Origin of the sequence: Paenibacillus sp. S-12 (genome assembly GCF_030363895.1) — a bacterium.
Classification (GTDB): domain Bacteria; phylum Bacillota; class Bacilli; order Paenibacillales; family Paenibacillaceae; genus Paenibacillus_B; species Paenibacillus_B alvei.
In genome coordinates, this window is record NZ_JASIUF010000026.1 from 225,860 (window position 1) to 245,429 (window position 19,570).

Annotated in this window: 18 protein-coding genes; 10 read left to right on the top strand and 8 right to left on the bottom strand. The window is 48.1% G+C overall.

The window, feature by feature from the left end; all coding sequences use genetic code 11:
* Window positions 1-105 precede the first annotated feature (105 nt).
* Complete coding sequence (locus tag NO352_RS23715; protein ID WP_005543503.1) at window positions 106-1,824, bottom strand: response regulator; 1,719 nt, start codon at window positions 1,822-1,824, stop codon at window positions 106-108.
* The gene (locus NO352_RS23720) at window positions 1,796-3,682 is read right to left on the bottom strand and encodes a cache domain-containing sensor histidine kinase (RefSeq protein ID WP_289356925.1); all 1,887 of its coding nucleotides are present in this window, start codon (window positions 3,680-3,682) and stop codon (window positions 1,796-1,798) included. Before NO352_RS23720 ends, NO352_RS23715 begins: the two co-directional genes overlap by 29 nt.
* A gap of 167 nt (window positions 3,683-3,849) precedes the next feature.
* Between NO352_RS23720 and NO352_RS23725 the strand changes: the two genes are divergently transcribed.
* The 6 genes from NO352_RS23725 (at window position 3,850) to NO352_RS23750 (ending at window position 10,158) form a co-directional block, all read left to right on the top strand.
* A complete protein-coding gene (locus NO352_RS23725; protein ID WP_289356926.1) occupies window positions 3,850-4,731 on the top strand; it encodes a carbohydrate ABC transporter permease in 882 nt (293 codons plus the stop codon).
* Window positions 4,731-5,567, top strand: a complete 837-nt coding sequence (locus NO352_RS23730) for a carbohydrate ABC transporter permease (protein WP_005543497.1) — start codon at window positions 4,731-4,733, stop codon at window positions 5,565-5,567. Before NO352_RS23725 ends, NO352_RS23730 begins: the two co-directional genes overlap by 1 nt.
* A gap of 250 nt (window positions 5,568-5,817) precedes the next feature.
* The gene (locus NO352_RS23735; protein ID WP_268620886.1) at window positions 5,818-7,116 is read left to right on the top strand and encodes an ABC transporter substrate-binding protein; all 1,299 of its coding nucleotides are present in this window, start codon (window positions 5,818-5,820) and stop codon (window positions 7,114-7,116) included.
* A gap of 161 nt (window positions 7,117-7,277) precedes the next feature.
* A complete protein-coding gene (locus NO352_RS23740) occupies window positions 7,278-7,595 on the top strand; it encodes a DNA alkylation repair protein (protein ID WP_289356927.1) in 318 nt (105 codons plus the stop codon).
* Between the two features lie 131 nt (window positions 7,596-7,726).
* On the top strand, window positions 7,727-9,115 hold the full coding sequence (locus tag NO352_RS23745; protein ID WP_197267493.1) for a dicarboxylate/amino acid:cation symporter: 1,389 nt from the start codon (window positions 7,727-7,729) through the stop codon (window positions 9,113-9,115).
* Window positions 9,116-9,285: 170 nt separating this feature from the next.
* Window positions 9,286-10,158, top strand: coding sequence for a M15 family metallopeptidase (locus tag NO352_RS23750; protein WP_171417050.1), 873 nt, complete (start codon window positions 9,286-9,288; stop codon window positions 10,156-10,158).
* Window positions 10,159-10,246: 88 nt separating this feature from the next.
* On the opposite strand, the gene tlp is transcribed toward NO352_RS23750, so the two are convergent.
* From tlp to NO352_RS23765, 3 genes are all read right to left on the bottom strand, one after another.
* Complete coding sequence (gene tlp / locus NO352_RS23755) at window positions 10,247-10,471, bottom strand: small acid-soluble spore protein Tlp (protein WP_163974592.1); 225 nt, start codon at window positions 10,469-10,471, stop codon at window positions 10,247-10,249.
* A gap of 162 nt (window positions 10,472-10,633) precedes the next feature.
* A complete protein-coding gene (locus NO352_RS23760; protein ID WP_005543484.1) occupies window positions 10,634-11,317 on the bottom strand; it encodes a GTP pyrophosphokinase in 684 nt (227 codons plus the stop codon).
* A gap of 150 nt (window positions 11,318-11,467) precedes the next feature.
* Complete coding sequence (locus tag NO352_RS23765) at window positions 11,468-13,750, bottom strand: ATP-dependent helicase (RefSeq protein ID WP_289356929.1); 2,283 nt, start codon at window positions 13,748-13,750, stop codon at window positions 11,468-11,470.
* Window positions 13,751-13,997: 247 nt separating this feature from the next.
* Between NO352_RS23765 and NO352_RS23770 the strand changes: the two genes are divergently transcribed.
* From NO352_RS23770 to NO352_RS23780, 3 genes are all read left to right on the top strand, one after another.
* The gene (locus tag NO352_RS23770; RefSeq protein WP_040734904.1) at window positions 13,998-14,747 is read left to right on the top strand and encodes a zinc ribbon domain-containing protein; all 750 of its coding nucleotides are present in this window, start codon (window positions 13,998-14,000) and stop codon (window positions 14,745-14,747) included.
* 240 nt (window positions 14,748-14,987) lie between these two features.
* Window positions 14,988-15,770, top strand: coding sequence for a TrmB family transcriptional regulator (locus tag NO352_RS23775; RefSeq protein ID WP_005543476.1), 783 nt, complete (start codon window positions 14,988-14,990; stop codon window positions 15,768-15,770).
* Between the two features lie 241 nt (window positions 15,771-16,011).
* Entirely contained in the window at window positions 16,012-16,323 is a 312-nt protein-coding gene (locus tag NO352_RS23780) for a hypothetical protein (RefSeq protein WP_005543475.1), read from the top strand.
* 129 nt (window positions 16,324-16,452) lie between these two features.
* On the opposite strand, the gene mscL is transcribed toward NO352_RS23780, so the two are convergent.
* Together mscL and NO352_RS23790 are read right to left on the bottom strand one after the other, a co-directional pair.
* Window positions 16,453-16,932: a large conductance mechanosensitive channel protein MscL gene (gene mscL, locus NO352_RS23785; RefSeq protein ID WP_005543473.1), complete on the bottom strand. Its 480-nt coding sequence runs from the start codon at window positions 16,930-16,932 to the stop codon at window positions 16,453-16,455.
* A gap of 73 nt (window positions 16,933-17,005) precedes the next feature.
* On the bottom strand, window positions 17,006-17,929 hold the full coding sequence (locus tag NO352_RS23790) for a diacylglycerol/lipid kinase family protein (protein WP_051135071.1): 924 nt from the start codon (window positions 17,927-17,929) through the stop codon (window positions 17,006-17,008).
* Between the two features lie 310 nt (window positions 17,930-18,239).
* Here NO352_RS23790 and NO352_RS23795 point away from each other — a divergent pair, with 310 nt between their 5' ends.
* A complete protein-coding gene (locus NO352_RS23795; RefSeq protein WP_289356930.1) occupies window positions 18,240-19,022 on the top strand; it encodes a sporulation protein in 783 nt (260 codons plus the stop codon).
* 109 nt (window positions 19,023-19,131) lie between these two features.
* Here the strand turns inward: NO352_RS23795 and NO352_RS23800 are convergent, their stop codons facing one another.
* Window positions 19,132-19,413, bottom strand: coding sequence for a hypothetical protein (locus tag NO352_RS23800; RefSeq protein ID WP_005543468.1), 282 nt, complete (start codon window positions 19,411-19,413; stop codon window positions 19,132-19,134).
* Window positions 19,414-19,570 lie beyond the last annotated feature (157 nt).

Below are 19,570 nucleotides of genomic sequence, written 5' to 3' on the forward strand. Positions count from 1 at the left end.
GATTCTCTGTACCTCCTTCATAACATTAGACATAAGAAAGGGCGTCCCAATGAGCACAGCTGTACAGCCTGCCCATAAGGACGCCCTTGTTGTCGTGTTTTTTCACTACTGCATATTCGTTTGCCGCTTGCGATACATGTTCGGTGACATGCCTTGTGTCTTTTTGAACACTTTACTGAAGTATTTCTCATCCTGGTACCCTACCATTTCGGCTACTTGGGCAATACGAAGGTGAGGGTTGAGCAGAAGGCGAAGCGCCTTGTTCATACGAATATTCGTCATGTAATCGGACAGGTTGATGCCAAACTGCTGCTTGAATTTGCGGGAAATGTATTCGCGGCTGACATAAAAGCGCTGAGCGATATCCTGCAGCGATACCTCCTCATGATAGTGCTGCTCCACATACTTGGCGATATCATAGATGATATGCTGTGCTTCCTTCTTCTGCTGCAGCAGGAGGCAAGCCAACTGCTTCATCGCTGACAGCCACGATTGCTCCCAGTCCTGCCATGCGAAATGATCCAAGCATTCTGGGCAATGATATGGAATAAACAACTGGTCTTGTGAGTCAACCAGCAGTTTATCGGCTGCGTCAGCATCGGGAGCAGCGGCTTGAGTCATACGTACACGCAGGGCTTCCCATTCCTTTATCCAGCCGACGAGCATATCCGGTGTCAACTGAGGCAGCAGTTTCTGCGCCTGAATGAAGGCGTGGACAGCCTGCCGCAGCTGCTCTTCATGCCCGCTTAACAGGGCGAGCCTCCACTCTTCCTCGAAGGAGGCGAGCCGTATCTGCTTGCCTGTTCCTCCATGTAAGGTAGGAGGGGCATTTCGAGTCAACTCCTCCGCACCAGCGCTATTCTGTACAGTATGGATATGAACTCCGTGTATGAGCAGATTGCGCTGCATCAGCGCGCTCTTGGCCTCAGAATACCCGTCTGTTATCCCTAAGGGCAGGGAGAACGTTTTCGATATCCCGAAGTGCAGTCGATGCTTGTAGGTCTGTTCCAATCCTGCATTCAATTGCTCCAAGAACGATTCCAGTCGTTGCGGGGAGTCCCACATAATGATGACAAGCTCATCGGAAGCGGCTCCATAGCGGAAGGCGGTTCCGCTTGCAGAAGCATACTGCCGCGGTTCATTCGATGCGCAGGCGTGACCGTTCAGCAGCTCATCGGCGATGTTGACGAGCGAATAGAATAGAAGCTGTCTGTTGTCGCCGAACCTTCCGCGCAGGCTGGCATGTGTCGCGTTGATCCGCGCAACTGCAAGCCGAGCGCTCGTAATGGCGGCAGGCAGGTGGAGCTCTTGCTGCAGCCTACGTACATTTCCCTCATATACACAAGGATCGTCCAGCAACCCAGACCACAGCTTCTCAGCCAGCATAGGCTTGAATTCATTGGCTTGCATACGCTGCCGCTGGCTTGACTGGCGGTTCTCCTCCTCGCGCTTCCATGCGATTACCGCTTTATGGATGGCAGCATTCACTGTATCTGGGTCGATCGGCTTCAATATATAGTCCATGCCGCCATGCTGCATTGCATGGCGAACGAGTGCGAAATCATCATGTCCGCTGATGGCAATGATTTTGCTCGAAGGAGCATGACGGCTCATCCACTCCATAAGAGCTGTTCCGCTCATGGCGGGCATCATCATATCGGTCATGACTACTTGGGGCTTGTGCTGCTTAATCAATTGGACTGCCTGCTCGCCGTCTGCAGCTTCCATAATCGTATCTATTCCATGCGTATCCCAAGCGACAAGCAACCGGATTGCATCCCGCACATGCTTCTCATCATCTACGATCAGTGCCTTCATGTTCATTCTCACGCTCCAATCCCATCTCTATGACAATGCGAGTACCATGAGGTACCTGTTCCTCCACCTTCATTGTTGAACGGCCATCCGTGAATAGCTGTAGTCTGGCAAGCACATTGACGAGTCCAATACTAGACGAGGAGCCAGCAGCGTTGTCCGATACGAACTCATCTCGTGATATGGCATGGCTTGTCCGTGTACCCAACAGCTCGGGATGCACCTCTTGAAGCTTTTCGTTCAGCTCGATCCGGCGCATCAAGGTCATGCCTCGCCCGTTATCTTCTACCACAAGCTGCAAATATTGAACCTCTGCTTCGTCTTGCTGTTGTTCCGTTCGCTGCATGCAACTGCAACGGATCGTAAGCTGTCCGCTCGGTACAGAACGGTCTATTCCATGCTTGAAATAATTCTCTACGAGAGGCTGAAGCGTCATCTTCGGCAGATGAATGTCCAGTGTTCGCTCGTCAATGTCGAATACAGCTTGGAACGTATTTTCAAATCGCTGTGCCTGCAACTGCAGATAGGCTTTCACATGATCAATCTCTTCTTGGACAGTTGCCGTACTCTGATCCGTGTACATGCTGTAGCGCATCATTTTGCCCAGTGCGGTAACAAGTTTATAAATATGTGGCGCATTATGCTGCAGCGCCTGTGTGCCAATCGATTGCAGCGCATTATTCATGAAATGCGGGTTAATCTGCGCTTGCAGCGCCTTAAGCTGGTTCGACTTGTTCGCGAGCTCAAGCTGATATTCCCGCAAAATAAGGTTGTTAATCATGTCCATCATATTGCGGAACCGCTTTAAGACGACGCCAATCTCATCATTGCTGACGGGTTGAATATCTACACGCAAGTTCCCGGTCTGTACTTGGTTAATGTAGCGAACGAGCTGACGTACCGGCCTCGTAATGCGGAAAGATACGATAATCGTGGCAATGATAATGACGATAAGGGACAAGGCAATGAGCATTATATTAATGATTGCCGCTTGGTTCGCCCCCTGAAGCAAATACGACTTCGGTATCTTTTTCACGATCGTCCAATTTGTCAGCGGTGTTGAGACGCGCTCATGAATGAAGATGGCCCCATCCTGCTCGAAATGGCCGCTTTCCTGTTTGTTGAATTGATCTCGATCATACCAGCTGTCCTGCAGCTGTTGTCCAATGAGCTGCCGGTCGTCCGCATAAAACACGTGCCCCAAATCATCAAGCAAATAGATGCTTTCCTGCTCCTTGACGTACAACTGATCCACAATTTGAGCAAGTGAATCAAGTTTCACATCAACGGACAGCATTCCTAAGCGTTCATTGGAAGGAATGCGGTAGATCGGCCGATGCAAGGTGAACACCTGGACACTCGGGAAGAAGAACGGTGATGAAGAAAATCCATACGTATGGCTCAAATGCGTAGGCTGCATCTGAATGCCGTCCTTCGTATAGCGGGCTGTATCCTCATGTACCTTTGCATCGTAAATGCGCCGCGGAATGCTTTGAATGACCAGCGATGCTCGCTTCGTTTCGGTACGGTAGAAGTATACCTGCCAGATACCATTCATAGATGATGCGATATTTTGCAGGGTGATATAGGTGTAGGAATCAAACGTATAGTCGTCATATCCTCTGTCCAGTTGGCGATAAAATTCAAAATCGGTATAAATGGTCAAGGAGGCGCGGTTCAAATTATCAATGAAATTGGCTAAGTTCGTTTTCCCTTGGAACATGAGCTGATGGTTCTGCTCAATGGCGCGCTTCTTCAGTGAATCGGTCGTGTAGCTGTACGAAATGATCATTGTAGCGACAGTCGGGACTATGGTCGCAATGAGCATAAATAAGATAAGTTTGGTGCGAATACTGTTCCATTTCATACAATCGCCTCCTCAGATCCACAGTGTAACGCTTACATAAGGAGAGGGTCAATATATTCCACCTTTTCGTTCAAGACCATCTGTGGTAACCGTTTACATTCGCGTGCATACTGAAAGCAACAAGATTTCATAATCTCTATAACTTCTGTTGAAAAGGAGAGATTCGGATGTCGCGCAAACGAGCATCTCAAGCCCTGCAGCAAGTCTTCTTCATCGGACCTGCGGCATTCTTTTTCACCCTTATTGTCATCATTCCATTCCTGCTCGGCATGTTCTACTCATTCACGGATTGGAATGGAGTTTCCGGAACTGTGAAATGGGTAGGGCTCGATAATTTCATTCAAATATTTGCGAAGGACTCAGATTTCTTCCCGGCCTTCTGGTTTACAACACGCTTTACAATCGTCGGCATTGTGTTGACGAACCTGTTCGGCTTTGGTCTTGCTTATATTTTGACAAGACAACTGAAGCTGCGCAATATGCTGCGAACCGTATTCTTTATGCCGAATGTAATCGGGGGATTGCTGCTCGGATTCATCTGGCAGTTTATTTTCATTAAGGGATTTGCAGCAGTAGGAGATTTGACGGGAATTGAATTTTTCAACCTGCCTTGGCTTGGTGACGAGACAACAGCATTCTGGGGCATTATTATCGTATTTGTCTGGCAAACTGCCGGATACTTGATGGTTATCTATATTGCAGCGATGATGAATGTGCCCCAAGACGTGCTGGAAGCCGCAGAAATAGATGGGGCAACCCGTGGACAAGTGCTGCGCAACATTATTGTGCCGCTGATTATGCCGGCTGTAACGGTATGTTTATTTTTAGCTATCTCCTGGTCATTCAAGATGTTCGATTTGAACCTGTCCCTGACGAAGGGCGGTCCGTTCAAATCAACCGAATCGGTTGCCCTTAATATTTACTTGGAGGCATTCCAGAATAATCGATACGGTCTCGGTACAGCCAAGGCGCTCGTATTCTTCTTGATTGTCTCCGCCATTACGCTCATCCAAGTGCGCATCACGAAGAGCAAGGAGGTTGAAATGTAATGGGAGCGACTAAATCATATCATGTTCGAACATTGATATTAGAATTTGTGATGGTCATTGTAGGTCTTATCTTTCTTGTCCCGTTCTATTTTTTGCTAGTGAACTCTGTGAAGTCCTTCGGGGATTTGCTGTCTAACGCGGCAAGCTGGCCCGCATCGTTCGAATGGGGGAACTATCAGAAAGCGTGGGAAATAACGAAATTCCCACAGGCGTTTACCAATTCACTGCTCATTACAGTGGTGAGTGTTCTGCTGGTGGGGTTGACCAGCGCGATGGCGGCATATCGGATGGTGCGTCATAATACGCGGTTCAATCGGACCTTGTTCATGCTGTTCGTGGCGGCGATGGTCATCCCATTCCAATCTATTATGATCCCGCTTGTTAAGGTTACAGGCACATTGAATCTGATGGACAGTATGACGGGACTGGTTATATGTTACTTAGGTTTTGGAGCTCCGCTGTCGGTCTTTTTGTTCCATGGATTTATGAAATCAGTTCCGCTTGAAATTGAGGAAGCGGCGGTCGTTGACGGCTGTACGCCCTACGGCGTGTTCTGGAAGGTCGTATTCCCGCTGCTGAAGCCGATGTTCGTAACGGTGGCGATTTTGAACAGTTTATGGATATGGAATGACTATTTGCTTCCTTCGCTGATGTTGCAAAGTGCAAGTCTGCGGACGATTCCGTTGGCGACCTATGCCTTCTTTGGCCAGTTCACAAAACAATGGGACTTGGCGCTTCCTGCGCTAGTGCTCGGCATTACGCCAATCATCATCTTCTTTCTTTCTATGCAGAAATATATTATCGAAGGAATCACAGCAGGCTCGGTAAAGGGATAATCGAATCAAATAGAACTGATCAACGAATTCCACCTGATTGGTCAATACTCTCTCTGTAACCGCTTGCAAGAAAGGGGTTATAATCGAGGTGCAAACAGCAATATGGTGGATGAATGGCTAGTTCCACTAGGTAGCAGTGAGTCAGTTCCATCGTATGATTTGCGAAAAATGTGGAAATGGTACACGAAGAAGATAGGATCAGGGATCGAACAGAATGAAGAGCGTACACAGACAAAGGGAGGTCTTTGCAATGAAGCGAGTCGCGAAATGGTCTTTGTTAATGCTGTTGGCGGTATCTGTTATGCTGGCGGGCTGTGGTTCAAAGAGCAATGAAGGTGCATCTGGCTCCGGTAACGATAAAGGAACCGGCAGTCAAGAAGTAAAGACCGTTAAAATTTTTCAGTTCAAAGTCGAAATTGCTGAAGCGCTAAACCGATTGAAGGGCGAGTTCGAGAAGACTTATCCGAATATTAAGCTGGATATCCAGACAGTCGGCGGCGGTGCTGATTATGGCGCTGCATTGAAGGCGAAGTTCGCTGGCAACGATGCGCCGGACATTTTCAATAATGGCGGCTATCAAGAAATGATCACATGGGCGGATCATTTGGAAGACTTGTCTGGCGAGCCATGGGTGAAGGATGTAATCCCTCTTGCCAAGGAGCCAATGACGAAGGATGGCAAGCTGTACGGCATGCCGATGAACTTGGAAGGCTATGGCTTCATTTACAATAAGGATTTGTTTCAGAAGGCAGGCATTACCGAAATACCGAAAACGCTGACCCAGCTTGAGGATGCAGCGAAGAAGCTTCAGGCAGCAGGCATTACTCCATTCGCTGACGGTTATCAGGAATGGTGGATCCTCGGTATTCACAACTTGAACGTGGCGTTTGCACAGCAAGCGGATCCAAATGCATTCATTAAGGCACTCACTGATGGCAGCGCGAAGTTCCAAGGAAATTCGGAATTCGAGAAATGGGTGAAGATGCTCGATCTGACGGTGAAATACGGCAATAAGAACCCACTGACAACGGACTATAATACTCAAGTAACGCTGTTTGCCAAGGGCGAGGCTGCTATGATGCAACAAGGCAACTGGACACAGGTGCAAATTGACAGTATTGATCCGAAATTGAATCTTGGCGTGCTTCCGATGCCAATAGATGATGATGCGGTGAAAAATGATAAGCTTCTCGTTGGCGTGCCGAACAACTGGGTTGTGAACAAGAACTCCAAGGTGAAGGAAGAAGCGAAGACATTCCTGAACTGGATGGTATCCTCCGATATCGGCAAGGAATACATTGCGAAGCAGTTCAAGTTCATCCCGGCGATGACAACGATTCAAGCGACAGCGGAAGATCTTGGCGACATTGCTGCAGAAGTAGTGAAGTACAGCCAAGACAATAAAGTGCTAAGCTGGAACTGGTTCAAGTACCCAGATGGCGCAACGCAAGAATTCGGCAATGCGATTCAAGCCTACATTGCTGGCAAGTCGGATAAGGATAAAATGTTCGCTGACTTCCAGAAGGCATGGGATAATTTGAAAAAGTAAGTTACATGGGCGGTCTCTACGAAGGTAGAGGCCGCTTTGTTGTCGTTTTAGGAACCAGCTTTGCGGAGAATATCTATAAGGACTTTTACATCATTGGAATTGCAGTATAGCTCATTGTACCTCGCAATGATTATAAATTATAGCACTGGGGATAATCGCTTATGAATATTTATCCGCTCGAGCCACTTATTGATGCCTTCCGTTTATATGCTGCTCAATATTTATGGGAGCTGGAGGAGTGGAAGTTCGCTTATCTAGCAATGGGGCTGTTGGACGGTGGAGTTAAGTTTTTGAATTTGTCACATATACATAGAATTGAGCAATTTATCATAATACGTTCTTGGTGGGATACGGTGGATGGGCTGGCGACCTGTACAGTAGGAGGGCTGATGAAGCGATACCCTGAGGCTTGGGAGGAATATGCGAATCAGTGGATCCATGCGGATCAGATGTGGCTGAACCGTACGGGGATTCTTTGAATTTTGAAGACATATCTTACACCCATAGCATCCTTCTTATAAAAAAGTATTGACGAGTTCCGTTCCCATTTTTATAATACCAATAAAACAAGTTGGAATTATGAGAATAAATAGACGAAGGGGTTGTCATGATGAAAGAACAGAACTGGATCACTCTGCAGGACTGGAATGTCTATGCGAGCTGGGGGGCTGCACTGCTGCTTGTGATCTTGCTATGGTGGTTGGCGAAGAAGAAGGTTGGTTTCGGACTTCGCGTACTGCTCGCTATGGCGCTTGGTTTAACTCTTGGTGCCGTATTTGGCAAGGCTGCTGCAGATGTCAGTATTCTCGGATCGATCTATGTCAGCTTGATTAAGATGGTTGTCATGCCGCTCGTCTTTGCAGCAATTATATCGAGTATTACTTCCGTGAAGGATCCAAATGTTTTGAAGAAGCTTGGAACGAAGACGATCGCGCTGTTCTTGATTACGACTGCGATTGCGGCTGTTATCGGCCTGGGAACTGCTGTGGTCATTGATCCTGGCTCCGGTATCGCCCAGAGCTCAGAAGCGGCGCAGGGCTTCGAGCAGCGTGAAATTCCAACCTTCAAGCAAGTGCTGCTTGATCTTGTGCCTTCTAATCCGATCAATGAGATGGCACAGGGCAAGGTTGTGCCGGTGATTATATTTGCAGCTTTTATTGCAGTGGCGATTACACTGGAGGGATTGCGCAATCCAGAGAAGGTGCAGCCGATTCGCGCCTTCTTCCAGTCCTTCTCTCATGTGATGTTCCGTGTAACGAAGCTGGTTATTAAGTTAACGCCGTACGGTGTGTTTGGATTAATGACGTCGATGGCAGCCAAGTACGGGCTGTCTACACTGAAGGAGCTTGCTTGGTTCATTATTGCCGTCTATGTAGCGTGCTTGATTCATATGATTGTAACCTTTGGCTCGCTTGTCGCCTTCGGTGCGCGTGTGAATCCGATTCGTTTCTTCAAGAAGGCATATCCAACGATTGCGGTTGCCTTTACGACACGAAGCAGCTATGCAACACTGCCCGTGAATTTGGAAGTGATCACGAAGCGGATGAAGGTATCGGATCGAATTGCAAGCTTTGTTGCCCCGCTGGGCGCAACGATTAATATGAATGGATGCGGCGGAATTTATCCAGCGATTGTCGCTGTCTTCATTGCAAGAGTGTATGGCATCGATCTCAATATTGCTGATTATTTGCTCATCGTTGGAGCGGCAACACTAGCATCTGTTGGTGTGGCGGGTGTTCCAGGGCCGGCGTCCATTTCAACGACAGTCGTCCTCGTTCAGGCAGGTTTGCCTATCGAAGGATTTGGACTTGTTCTTGGGATCGATGCAATCGTGGATATGGCGCGTACAGCAGTCAATGCCACAGGAACGACTGTTGCCTCCCTGCTTATCGGTAAAAGTGAAGGCGAGTTCGATCGAGAAGCCTTCAATCGGGATGAAGATGCTGATATTGAAGTAGGGCAAGAAGTGAAGCATAAGTCCAGTACCGTAACCGTATAGGAATTAAGGATTCGGGCGTCAGCAAGCATACAGCTAGCAGGCGCCCGTTGCCTATCGTGGGTTAGACGGGGGTTGCTCTGGTACGGTCTCTACTATTCGCAATAGGCAATCTATTGCGATATAATAGACTCTCAATCTACTAGTCATAGATTGGGAGAGGGGAAATACCAATGAGTCAACACAACATGGCTGCAAAGTGTCTCGTATTTGCACTTGGGACAGCGATTCTGCTCAGTGGATGCCAGAGCGCAGACCCGAAGAGCGGAGACGAGACAGCAGTAACATCTGGACAAGAACAAGTCGACCCGGCATTAACATCGCCGCCGGATAATAATAAGCAGGGAGAAGCAAATGGTGAGGGCCAAGGTGAAGCAGGCTCTGCCAGCACAGATGACGCAGCATCAGTTGCAGCCAAGCTGAAATCGGAATATGGACTTAGTTCTACGATTGAACAGCAGGGCGACAAGGCTGTTGTTACCAATCCAGAGTCTATTCTGGTTGTAGTCAATAAGGAGCGCTACTTGCCTGATGGCTATGAGCCGCCGGATCTTGTAGAGCCGAATGTGAAGTTCTCCTTCGAGGAAGCGCATGAGAAGCGTCATTTGCGCAAGGAGGCAGCAGAGGCGCTTGAGGAGATGTTTAAGCAGGCCAAGGATGAAGGCATTACACTGCATGCGGTATCGGGCTATCGTTCCTTCAAGCGTCAGCAATCCTTGTTCAATCACTATGTGGATACGCAAGGCAAGGAATATGCCGCTCGCGTGAGTGCAGTTCCTGGAACGAGTGAGCATCAGACGGGACTTACGATGGACTTGTCGAGTCCAAGTGTAGGCGATGTACTGGAAGAGGTATTTGGTGATTCGAAAGAAGGCAAGTGGGTAGCTGAGCACGCTCATGAATCCGGATTTATTATTCGATATCCGAAGGATGGAGAGAGCATTACCGGTTATGTGTACGAGCCATGGCATGTCCGCTATGTCGGCAAAGAAGCAGCCAAAGCCATCTATGACGGCAAGCTAACGTTGGAGCAACTATTGCAATAATTTAAAATCATAACCATTTTATAAAGAGAGGCGGAGCTTGATTCAAGCTCCGCCTCTTTTTGCGATCCATCTGTCAACGATTGGCTTACTACGAGGAAGCGTTCGATTGCTCGTCGCGCTTCTCAGCGGCAAACCCTTCGATGCTGTGGCGACGGCGTTCATTCTTGGCTTGCAAAGCATGACGCTCTGTCGCGCTAATCTCTTCAGCATGCTCTGTCAAATACTGCTCGGTTTTATGCAGCTTGCTTGATGTGTTGTCAATGGCATTCTGCAGACGAGCTGCATTGTTAGAGCGATCATCGGGCTTGGCCATGTTCGTGGTCCTCCTTCGTCATGACAGTTATCGTATGGACGCCGATGAATATGGCAGGCCACGTTCTCCGGCGTCATCGTTACGATGCGCAAATAGAGCCGGTTTTATCCAAGCTCCATTTTGACCTACAGTGAACTGACATGATGAGCCGCTGAGAGTTTACTATTGGGCATCCTCCCAAGGCAAGCCCCGCTGAATCGTGTTCGCCCAATCCTCATGATTGTACGATAATATTTCTTTGCGCAGCTCAAGCATTTTTCGATCCAGCTCATCGACTGCTCTTGCAGCTTCGGTTAACTCTTCCGTTACATGAGCCGGAACCTGCTGTTCGAATTTGTAGTAAATAATGTGTTCAAGACTTGCCCAGAAGTCCATGGCGAGCGTACGAAGCTGAATTTCAACGTAGATCCAGCGTGTATCCTCGAATAATACAAGCGGCACTTGAACGATGACATGGAGACTCTGGTATCCGTTGCTCTTCGGATTTTTAATATAATCCTTAATCTCCACGATGCGAATATCATCACGCGTCTTCAGATGCTCGAGAATGAGATAAATATCCTTAACGAAGGCACAGACGATACGCATGCCTGCTACGTCATATATTTTATCCACGATGGAGTCCAATGTAAGCGGGTATCCTTTGCGCTGCAGCTTGCTGAAGATGCTGTTCGGCTCCTTCAGACGTGTCTTAATATGTTCGATTGGCGGATAGCCATTGCGTATTTTCCATTCGGCTTGAATAACCTTAATCTTGGTCTCCAATTCTTCCAATGCGAGCTGATATAAGGTAGGCAGCTGCTTTACCTGTTCATATTGCTTCATAATCATATCGGTTTTGGACATGAAATATCCCCTCAATATAGCACGGTATCGTAATCTGCTATTCGTAGATTTTTTTAATGCAATTCATAATTAAAAACATTTCAACTGATCTTATTGTACCGGAAAAAGGGGGATGATTTCAAAACACACCCTAGGTATTTGCACCGAACTTTATATTTTCCAAGCGTCGCGCAGCAACTGGCTCACTTCGGCTTTCTGTCCGTGAATAAGTGCTGGAGAACTGATATACAACTGCTCACGCGCTCTTGTCACGGCAACATAAGCAAGTCTGCGCTCCTCTTCCAGCAATGCATCATTCATTTTGAGGTCATATGCCTGTTGAGGGGGAGAGGAATGTGCATCTTCCGTATTTGCACCTGTTCGCAGTGCAGCCGCACGATCTGACGGAGCTCCCTTGCGAAGGGCAGTGCGATGAGGGAGGATTCCGTCGGCTGCACCGATTAGAAAAACTTCAGGAAATTCCAGACCCTTAGCGCGATGGATCGTCATGCAGGTGACAGAATCATCCACATCGTTCTCTTCTGCTTGCCGTATAGCGGCTGGTGACCGCCTTCCTGTTTGTCTCGCCGGATGCGCGGAAGCCAAGTCTGTGCCATTTTGGTGCTGTGCTGCATATTCAGGATGCATGGCAACATATTTTTTCTTCAATTCGTCAATATGTTTTAGGAACACCTCGACAGTATCGAAGCGCTTCGCTGACGATTCCAGCTCCTCGAGTGTATCCGCAGCCCCTTCCTGATGGGCGGTTGCACGATCACCAGAGGCGGCTGCCGTGAACTTGTCATAAAATTCACGCCTCATCTCCCGAATGGCGAGGTAAGGCTTCATGGCAGCCAGCTTCTTGATCAGCTTAATGCGCGGCTTTATTGCCTCGCGTTGGAAGGAGGGCAGCTTGTCCCAGCTTTGCAAATGAATAAGCGGGTATTTCTTAGCCTTGCTGCGCTCTGCCTCCAGCAGGTAGCGCAAACCCGTCTCCCGCGGGATATATAATGCTGCCACAGCACTGCCCAGCGCATCGAACTCTCGTGGCGCAAGAGACAGACGAAGATGATCGATGAGCGGCCGAACAAGATTATGGTCATAGAAAAACGGCTCTGCACCGAACTGACGAAACGGAATACCGCTCATGGTGAAGCATTCAACTAATGCGCGGCTCGTATTTGCAGTGCGGTACAATATGGCGAAGTCGCGCCATGAATGTGTACCGGAGCTCACGGCTGCATGAATACGATCTGCAATGACCTGTGCTTCTTCTTCCGCGTCACGAGGGCGAAGATACTGCGGTACGCTCGGTGTATTAACAGTTCTCGATATGTTTTGTGCCTCAGACGGGGTTCGCATCCGCTTTGGCAGCCGCTCCTCGTTATGGGAAATAACCGCATTGCCGAGTCCGACGATGGCGGGGGTGGAACGGAAATTGAAATCGAGCGTAATCTGTTTAGCTGTAGGGTATTGCGTTTTGAATTCAGTAATGTAGCGATGACATGCTCCATTGAAAGTAAATATGGTCTGGTCATCATCCCCGAATACGGCTAAATTATGGTGCTTATCGGTAATCTGTTGAAGTAATTCATATTGAACTGGCGTCGTATCTTGGAATTCATCAACCAGGACATATTGGAAACGGCGGCGAAGACGCTCGAGCAAATTGGAGTCCTCCTCCAGCAGTTGCAGCAGATCGATAAGCAGATCATCGAAGTCCTTGCAGCCCTGCTGGACTTTCTGTTCCTCGAAGCGAAGCAAGGCACGTCTCATATCCAATTCACTTGCATTCGTGGTTCTCCAGTCAGCAGGCATAAGTCGGCGCGACTTGAGCGAGGACAATGCGGCCAGTGCCGTTTCGGCTTGCAGGGTGTCGTGCAGTCCCAATTCTCTTAGTACGCGCTTCATCATACCGTGGCGTCTGCGTTCCTCAGCCAGCAGTTGGAAAGGAGGCGCATACGCTTGCAGCAGCCTCAGGGCAAACGAATGAAAGGTGCGCGCTTGCACCCGGCGCGCCATGTCGCGTGTCACGCCTGGCAGATTGGCAAGCCGTATACGCATCTCCTGCGCGGCCTTATTGGTAAAGGTGACCAGCCACAAAGACTCCGGCGACACGCCGCCAACGGTCATTAAGTAGGCCGCTCGCGCGGTCAGCACGGATGTTTTGCCTGATCCGGCTCCTGCTAAGCACAGAAGTGGGCCATCGATGTGGCATACTGCATCCTTCTGTGCGTTGTGCAGCCGTATGCCTTGGCGCTCCAGCGCTGCAAAGAAGTCTGCTGATGCAGTTGAGTCATAATCGCCACCGGAACGATGGTGAGAATGATTGTGATTAGAGCCTACGAACGGATCTGCCGAATCTGCTGTGGGAACAGGCTGCTCCCTCTTTATACCTAATGGGCGGGAACGCCACTGGGCTTTGACCGCTTCTGATGAAGAAGGAGTGGTCATGATGGTGTATCTCCTTTATGATAGAAATAAGCGATAATTGCTATTATACATGTTCCTGCACGGAAGCGGACAGGAATACATGTTTTGCCTGAGCCATGCATACGTTGTTGTTGAAGGCATCCTTCATGACAAGCATATAAAGAACAGGGCATATGGCTATCGAGAGACGTTTCACTATCACTTAGTCTGTGTTAATAAGTGTAACAGAGAAGTTCTGCCCTACTGGCAGTTGAAAGGAGACTTGGGAATGAACCGCTTTATACAAAAAATAAAAGATAGTGCTTCCAAGGCATCGGAAAAAGCGCATAACCTAATGGAAATGAACCGGGTTCAAGCCCAAATTGCCGCAAAGCGCAAGGAATGGAAGCAAAATGTCTATGATATTGGCGAACTCGTATATGATGCTTATAAAAAGAACGACTTAACACTGGCTGAGGAAGGCTTGAAGGAAATTGCCAAGCTGAATATGCTCGTTGAAGAGGATATAAAGATGCTCGATTGGAAGGTAAGCGAGCTTCGCAGGCAGAAACGCTGCGAATGTGGCGAGATTGCTCCATTCACGGCTAATTATTGTTCAGTATGTGGACGCAAGCTGCCAGAACCGCCGCAAATTGAGGAAGAAGAGATTGATGAACTTGGGATGGCCTTCCTGCAGGCGAAGCGGGAAGAGCAGGAGGAGGCGGCAGCTGCGAAGGAGCAGTTGCGTTATACGGTTCATCCCACTTTCGAACATGACTATGAATATGATGAGGAAGAAGAGATCGTATTGAAGTCGACTGCTGAAGCCTCTAAGAATAGCACGGCTTCCGAACAAAGCGAAAATAAGCAAGGCGGGACAGTCAATCTGGATCGAGAGGACTTAAATGTAACGGTCGGCGGACGCAGAATTACGATTATGAAAGAAGAAGAGTTGTCCCAGCGCCGCTGCTCGAACTGCAACAGTGTGGCAGATGACGAAGCAAAATGGTGTGAACGATGTGGGACACCATTCGTATAAGAACGAACAGACGTACATGCTCGAAGTGATTGGCGGCAGCCTGTTGACAGGCAGCAGCTCACGGACAAGAAGTGTCGGGTTGTGTATCGTCATATATGAACAGAGCTATAAAAGAGGCCTGTCCGTAATGGAATACGGCGGCCTCTTTTGTTTGTATCGCAGATTCGTTAAGAGGTTCTTTTCTTCGTGATATGGCCTTGAACTACAGGAGAAGAAGACACCTAGAGCAGGAGGAGTACGATGGAAGGTCAAGGTCTTATTTCACATTTACGTTCATTGGGATTTACTGAAATGGAAGGCAAGATCATTGTTAGCTTGTCCGAGCAAGGCGCGATGACGGGATATGAGGTTGCCAAGAAATTGGGGGTGTCGCGTTCCAATGTATATGCTGCACTTCAGCGGCTGGTGGATCAGGGGGTTATTTTGCATCGGAATGGCGACCCCTCGCAATATACCGCATTACAGCCGGAAGAGTTAACACGAATATTAGCATCGCGCTTGGATGCCTCGCTTCACTATGTTCGGGAGCATATGCCGGTCACAGAGGCCGATGAATCATCGTTCTTTAGTATCGAAGGCGAGCGTGCCGTAGTTGAAACGATGAAGAGGGTATTGCAGGAGGCCAAGCTGGAGATTATTGCAGATGTATGGCCAGAGGATGCTGCGCTCATACGGGAGCACTTGGCATTAGCGGAGTCGCGAGGAGTCAAGGTTCTCTGGTCCATAGCGGGCACAGATGACAATGCAAGCGTTCGGATGCCGTCCTTGTTCAATTGCGGGGATTCACGCCGAACGCGGCCATTTGCCTTTATTATAGACCGGAAGGAAGCTTTTGTCGGTTCCATGGGGGAAGGTGCAGCAACGAAGGCGCTGTTGACCGAGCACGCGGCCATCACCCGGCTTGTATTGGACAAATTCGTGCAGGATCTGGTGTTATACGAGTGGAAAAGTGAAATGGGCACAGAAGATGTTGAGTCCTTCAATAAGCGGATGCAATCGGTGATTTCATCCTATTTCGATTAGTATTAATTTTGTCTAAATTGCGACAACTTGCTAAAAATGACCGAAATGTGAAACCGGTCAATGCACCTTATCGTAAAGTAGTATATCTACATGCGTAAATACCGGCAAGGCGAATCGGTAATTACATGAGTTACACATGTATGTTGAAGAACCCTCATATGCATGGTATGCGCCGATCTTCTTTCGGAGAAGATACGAGGGAAGACAGCTGCGCCCAGAGACAGCAAGAGGAGGACATCGTATGGAGTGCATTGTACATTTTGAAGTCGTTCATCGCGGAACTGATGATATCGCAAAGCTTCGTGGCTTGGTTATGACACCGGATAAAGAAAAGCCCACTGTGGATGATATGCAGGATATGCTGCGTATGATGGGATATGAGGTTCATATCGCGGATGAGGATGCGCTTCGATTCGAGCCGGATCGCGCAGGCACCGATGTGGAGGAAATTCGGATCAAGAAAATAGACACGGGCGAAGAAGTATATACACCTGATATGCAGCTCCGTGCGATTGCAGAACAGTTAATGAGTAAGCCGAACCGCTCAATCTAAGTCGGCTCTATTCTGTTCGAATGAAAAAGGAAAAGGCCCTCTTCCTGCAGACATCATCATTAGGATGGTGTGGTGCAGCAAGAAGGCCTTTTATCGTTGTTCTCTAACAGGAACAGCGTATGTTGTTCGTTACGCTTTCGCTTCGGATTCGCTCAGTACAGAAGTACAGTGTCCGCAGCGAGTTGCCGCCTTAGGAATTTCCGATAGACAGTATGGGCAAGACTTTGTTGTTTCTTCTGCCGGTTCTTCTGGGTTCTTGCGATGGAATGCATTGATGCCTTTAATAAGCAAGAAGATAGAGAAGGCAACAAGGATGAAGTCGATAATGATGCTGATGAATTGGCCGTATGCGATAACAGGAAGTCCTGCGGCTTGTGCTTGTGCCAATGACGTTACGTCTTGATCGCTCAGATTGATGAACAGATCCTTGAAGTTTACTCCACCCATTAATAATCCAAGCGGCGGCATAATGAGATCGTTGACAACAGAAGTGACGATCTTATTAAAGGCGCCGCCGAGAATAACACCGACTGCAAGATCGATAACGTTGCCTCGCATTGCAAATTGCTTAAATTCTGCGAAAAATGATTTGACTTTAGATTCTCCCACGAATGGTTCCCCTTTCTCATGTAGGCATTACCATGTAATACTTACCCTTATACGTAATACAGAAACAGCTTGTTTACACAATCTTCGATTCATGATGATAGCTTGTTGTTGACTGAATCAAGAATAGCTTATGTCTCCTGATTGTAGCCCGGAGCGGAGTAGTGCCTGTCCGTTCCCCATCACCGTATGCAACGCGATTAATGGATGATGTAATATGAACATCATATCCACGCAGCATTGAAACATATGGCAGGTTTACATGATTGCCGGAAAATACAGTTGAGAATAGTCTCATTAAGGTCCAACGACTGCAGCCGTGTACGATGCACACATCCACTTCGCCATCGCCAGGGTCAGCTTGTGGGCAGATTCGGATTCCCCCTCCATAGGAGGTCGAATTGGCAATAGCCGTTAACCAGACATTATCATATTGATGTATAGTACCGTTGATTGTTATCGTTGCTCTCGAAGGCTTGAATTTGAACATTGTGATCAGCGCGCCAATCACATAGGCAGCGGAGCCGATACCGAGTCGATTACACCAGCGCTTGTAGCGGCTCTCGTTGACGGCTTCTGCCACTTCCGCATCAAAGCCTGTCGCGAGCGCGGTTAATGTCCACTTATTGTTGGCCTGTATCAGATCGACAGCAGTTCGCTGCCCATGAAGAATGGTATTCAGTGCTTGCAATGGTTCAATAGGTATATGGAAACCCCGGGCGGTATCATTGCCTGAACCGGCGGGAATGACTCCTAATGCAGCTTGGGTTTCTAAAAGAATAGGTAGTAGACGATGGATGGTTCCATCTCCGCCGAGTACTGCAATCGTAGAATGGGGATATTGTGTTAGATGTGCACGAACGTGCTTCTCTGCTTCTTCTGGCGTTGCTGTAACACAGGCGATATATTTCGTACCAAGCTGCTTTAGACGCGATTCTACCAAGTGCCATGTAAGCAGCCCTTTTCCATTGCCTGCATATTGATTGATTACAAAGAGCATCAAGATTCCATCTCTCCCATGTTTGCCGAATCAAAGACGTTCATACAGGTATAAATAGAGATTGCAACTTACCATTATGCTGTTTTCTGCTATTCCATAATAGCAGAACGTCTACAGTTTGGGGGGATTTTTGAGCAGGAAGTTTATATCAATTGTAAATGTTTGAGAGAATAACGAGAAACATCGCTTTATTCTAGTTTTTCTTCCGCTGACGGAAAAGGGAAAAGAGGAAGGCTGTCGAATGGGTATATGAAACATTTTCCATTTACATCTCATGTACATGCAAATAGTTCAGGGGAGGGTCAATGTGATGTCCATGTTCAATCGTTTCCTTGGAAGCATCGGTCTCGGCACAGCTCAGATCGATACGCTGCTGGAACGTGGAAGATATGCGCCGGGCGAGGAAGCGCGTGGAATTGTGAAACTGCGGGGAGGTCATGTTCCACACTATGTCGAGTGCCTTGAGCTTGTATTAATGACAAATTATGCATGTCAGTTAGATGGACGGAGTGAACGGAGCTATTGTGAACTCGAGCGCTACATTGTCTATGAATCCTTCTCATTGGGTACGAATGAGACGAAGGACGTGCCGTTCTCCATTGTACTTCCGAATCGGGTTCCATTAACGATCGATAACACCCCTGTATGGCTGATGATAGATATGGGCATAGAACGCACCTGTGCTATAGAGCCAAATGACCACGATCGAATCGAAATTATCCCTACTGTTGAGCAAAGCATTGTCATCGACGGAGTGAACCGTCTTGGCTTCCGTCTACGGGCTGCGGATTGTATTCATGCCCCGAGAATTGGCGGGAGATTCCCATTTGTACAACAATTTGAATTCGTCCCAACCTCCTACTTCCGTGGGGAAATTGAAGAGATGGAGCTTATTTTTCTAGCAGCAGAGCATCAGACAGAGCTTCTTGTCTTTTTAAATGGTCGTGCCCGTAATGTGCGGGGGATGCTGGTAGATGCGTCCACTACAGTTGATCATTTTCTTCGCTTTCCGTTAACGAACAATGAATGGCGCAAGATGGGTGCTGAAGGGTTTGCTGGTGAATTGGCAGAAATGATCCGGCAGCACTTGTAAGCGATTGCTGTAACGCTGCATTGTAACATGACGAAGGGAGAGGTTCAAAGCTGGATTCAGCCCAAAATCTCTCCCTATAGAGATCATACACGTATGAATATGCGCTGCTTTATTTGTCACCACGATCCGTATGCTTGCGCGGACTTGTTTGCTTGGATTGCTGTTCGGCATCATCGGATTTGGCTATGAGCCGCTGATCGGTTCCTCCAGTATGATGATTATCGAACAGATATTGTTGAAGCTCCCATTCTGAAGCGCCTAGCTGAGGATCGGAAGGGAAGGTTTGGCCCCGATGCAATACTTCTTCACGTCCCCATTCATTAGCGTAAATGCCATCTACTTCAACACGTTCTCTTGATATCGGATTCATCTTATGTTCATTTTCTGTCATGGGTCATGAGCTCCTTTCACGTTTGCTGCGTGCAAGCGATAAGCTTTAAGTGATGGATATCCACCTCATCAAAAGCTCTTATTAAGGTGCCCCGCCAACTTAAAAATATCCTTGTATGAATACGTACAGGAGAGACGTATTAGAAGTGCGGCATCAT

Excerpts from the sequence above, each read along its gene's own strand:
- NO352_RS23750 (WP_171417050.1), top strand. The coding sequence starts at position 9,286 with ATGAGTCAACACAACATGGCTGCAAAGTGTCTCGTATTTGCACTTGGG.
- NO352_RS23790 (WP_051135071.1), bottom strand. The coding sequence starts at position 17,929 with ATGCTCTTTGTAATCAATCAATATGCAGGCAATGGAAAAGGGCTGCTT.
- NO352_RS23735 (WP_268620886.1), top strand. The coding sequence starts at position 5,818 with ATGAAGCGAGTCGCGAAATGGTCTTTGTTAATGCTGTTGGCGGTATCT.
- NO352_RS23800 (WP_005543468.1), bottom strand. The coding sequence starts at position 19,413 with ATGACAGAAAATGAACATAAGATGAATCCGATATCAAGAGAACGTGTT.
- NO352_RS23765 (WP_289356929.1), bottom strand. The coding sequence starts at position 13,750 with ATGACCACTCCTTCTTCATCAGAAGCGGTCAAAGCCCAGTGGCGTTCC.
- NO352_RS23730 (WP_005543497.1), top strand. The coding sequence starts at position 4,731 with ATGGGAGCGACTAAATCATATCATGTTCGAACATTGATATTAGAATTT.
- NO352_RS23740 (WP_289356927.1), top strand. The coding sequence starts at position 7,278 with ATGAATATTTATCCGCTCGAGCCACTTATTGATGCCTTCCGTTTATAT.
- NO352_RS23795 (WP_289356930.1), top strand. The coding sequence starts at position 18,240 with ATGTCCATGTTCAATCGTTTCCTTGGAAGCATCGGTCTCGGCACAGCT.
- NO352_RS23720 (WP_289356925.1), bottom strand. The coding sequence starts at position 3,682 with ATGAAATGGAACAGTATTCGCACCAAACTTATCTTATTTATGCTCATT.
- tlp (WP_163974592.1), bottom strand. The coding sequence starts at position 10,471 with ATGGCCAAGCCCGATGATCGCTCTAACAATGCAGCTCGTCTGCAGAAT.
- NO352_RS23715 (WP_005543503.1), bottom strand. The coding sequence starts at position 1,824 with ATGAACATGAAGGCACTGATCGTAGATGATGAGAAGCATGTGCGGGAT.
- NO352_RS23775 (WP_005543476.1), top strand. The coding sequence starts at position 14,988 with ATGGAAGGTCAAGGTCTTATTTCACATTTACGTTCATTGGGATTTACT.
- NO352_RS23760 (WP_005543484.1), bottom strand. The coding sequence starts at position 11,317 with ATGTCCAAAACCGATATGATTATGAAGCAATATGAACAGGTAAAGCAG.
- NO352_RS23780 (WP_005543475.1), top strand. The coding sequence starts at position 16,012 with ATGGAGTGCATTGTACATTTTGAAGTCGTTCATCGCGGAACTGATGAT.
- NO352_RS23725 (WP_289356926.1), top strand. The coding sequence starts at position 3,850 with ATGTCGCGCAAACGAGCATCTCAAGCCCTGCAGCAAGTCTTCTTCATC.
- NO352_RS23745 (WP_197267493.1), top strand. The coding sequence starts at position 7,727 with ATGAAAGAACAGAACTGGATCACTCTGCAGGACTGGAATGTCTATGCG.
- NO352_RS23770 (WP_040734904.1), top strand. The coding sequence starts at position 13,998 with ATGAACCGCTTTATACAAAAAATAAAAGATAGTGCTTCCAAGGCATCG.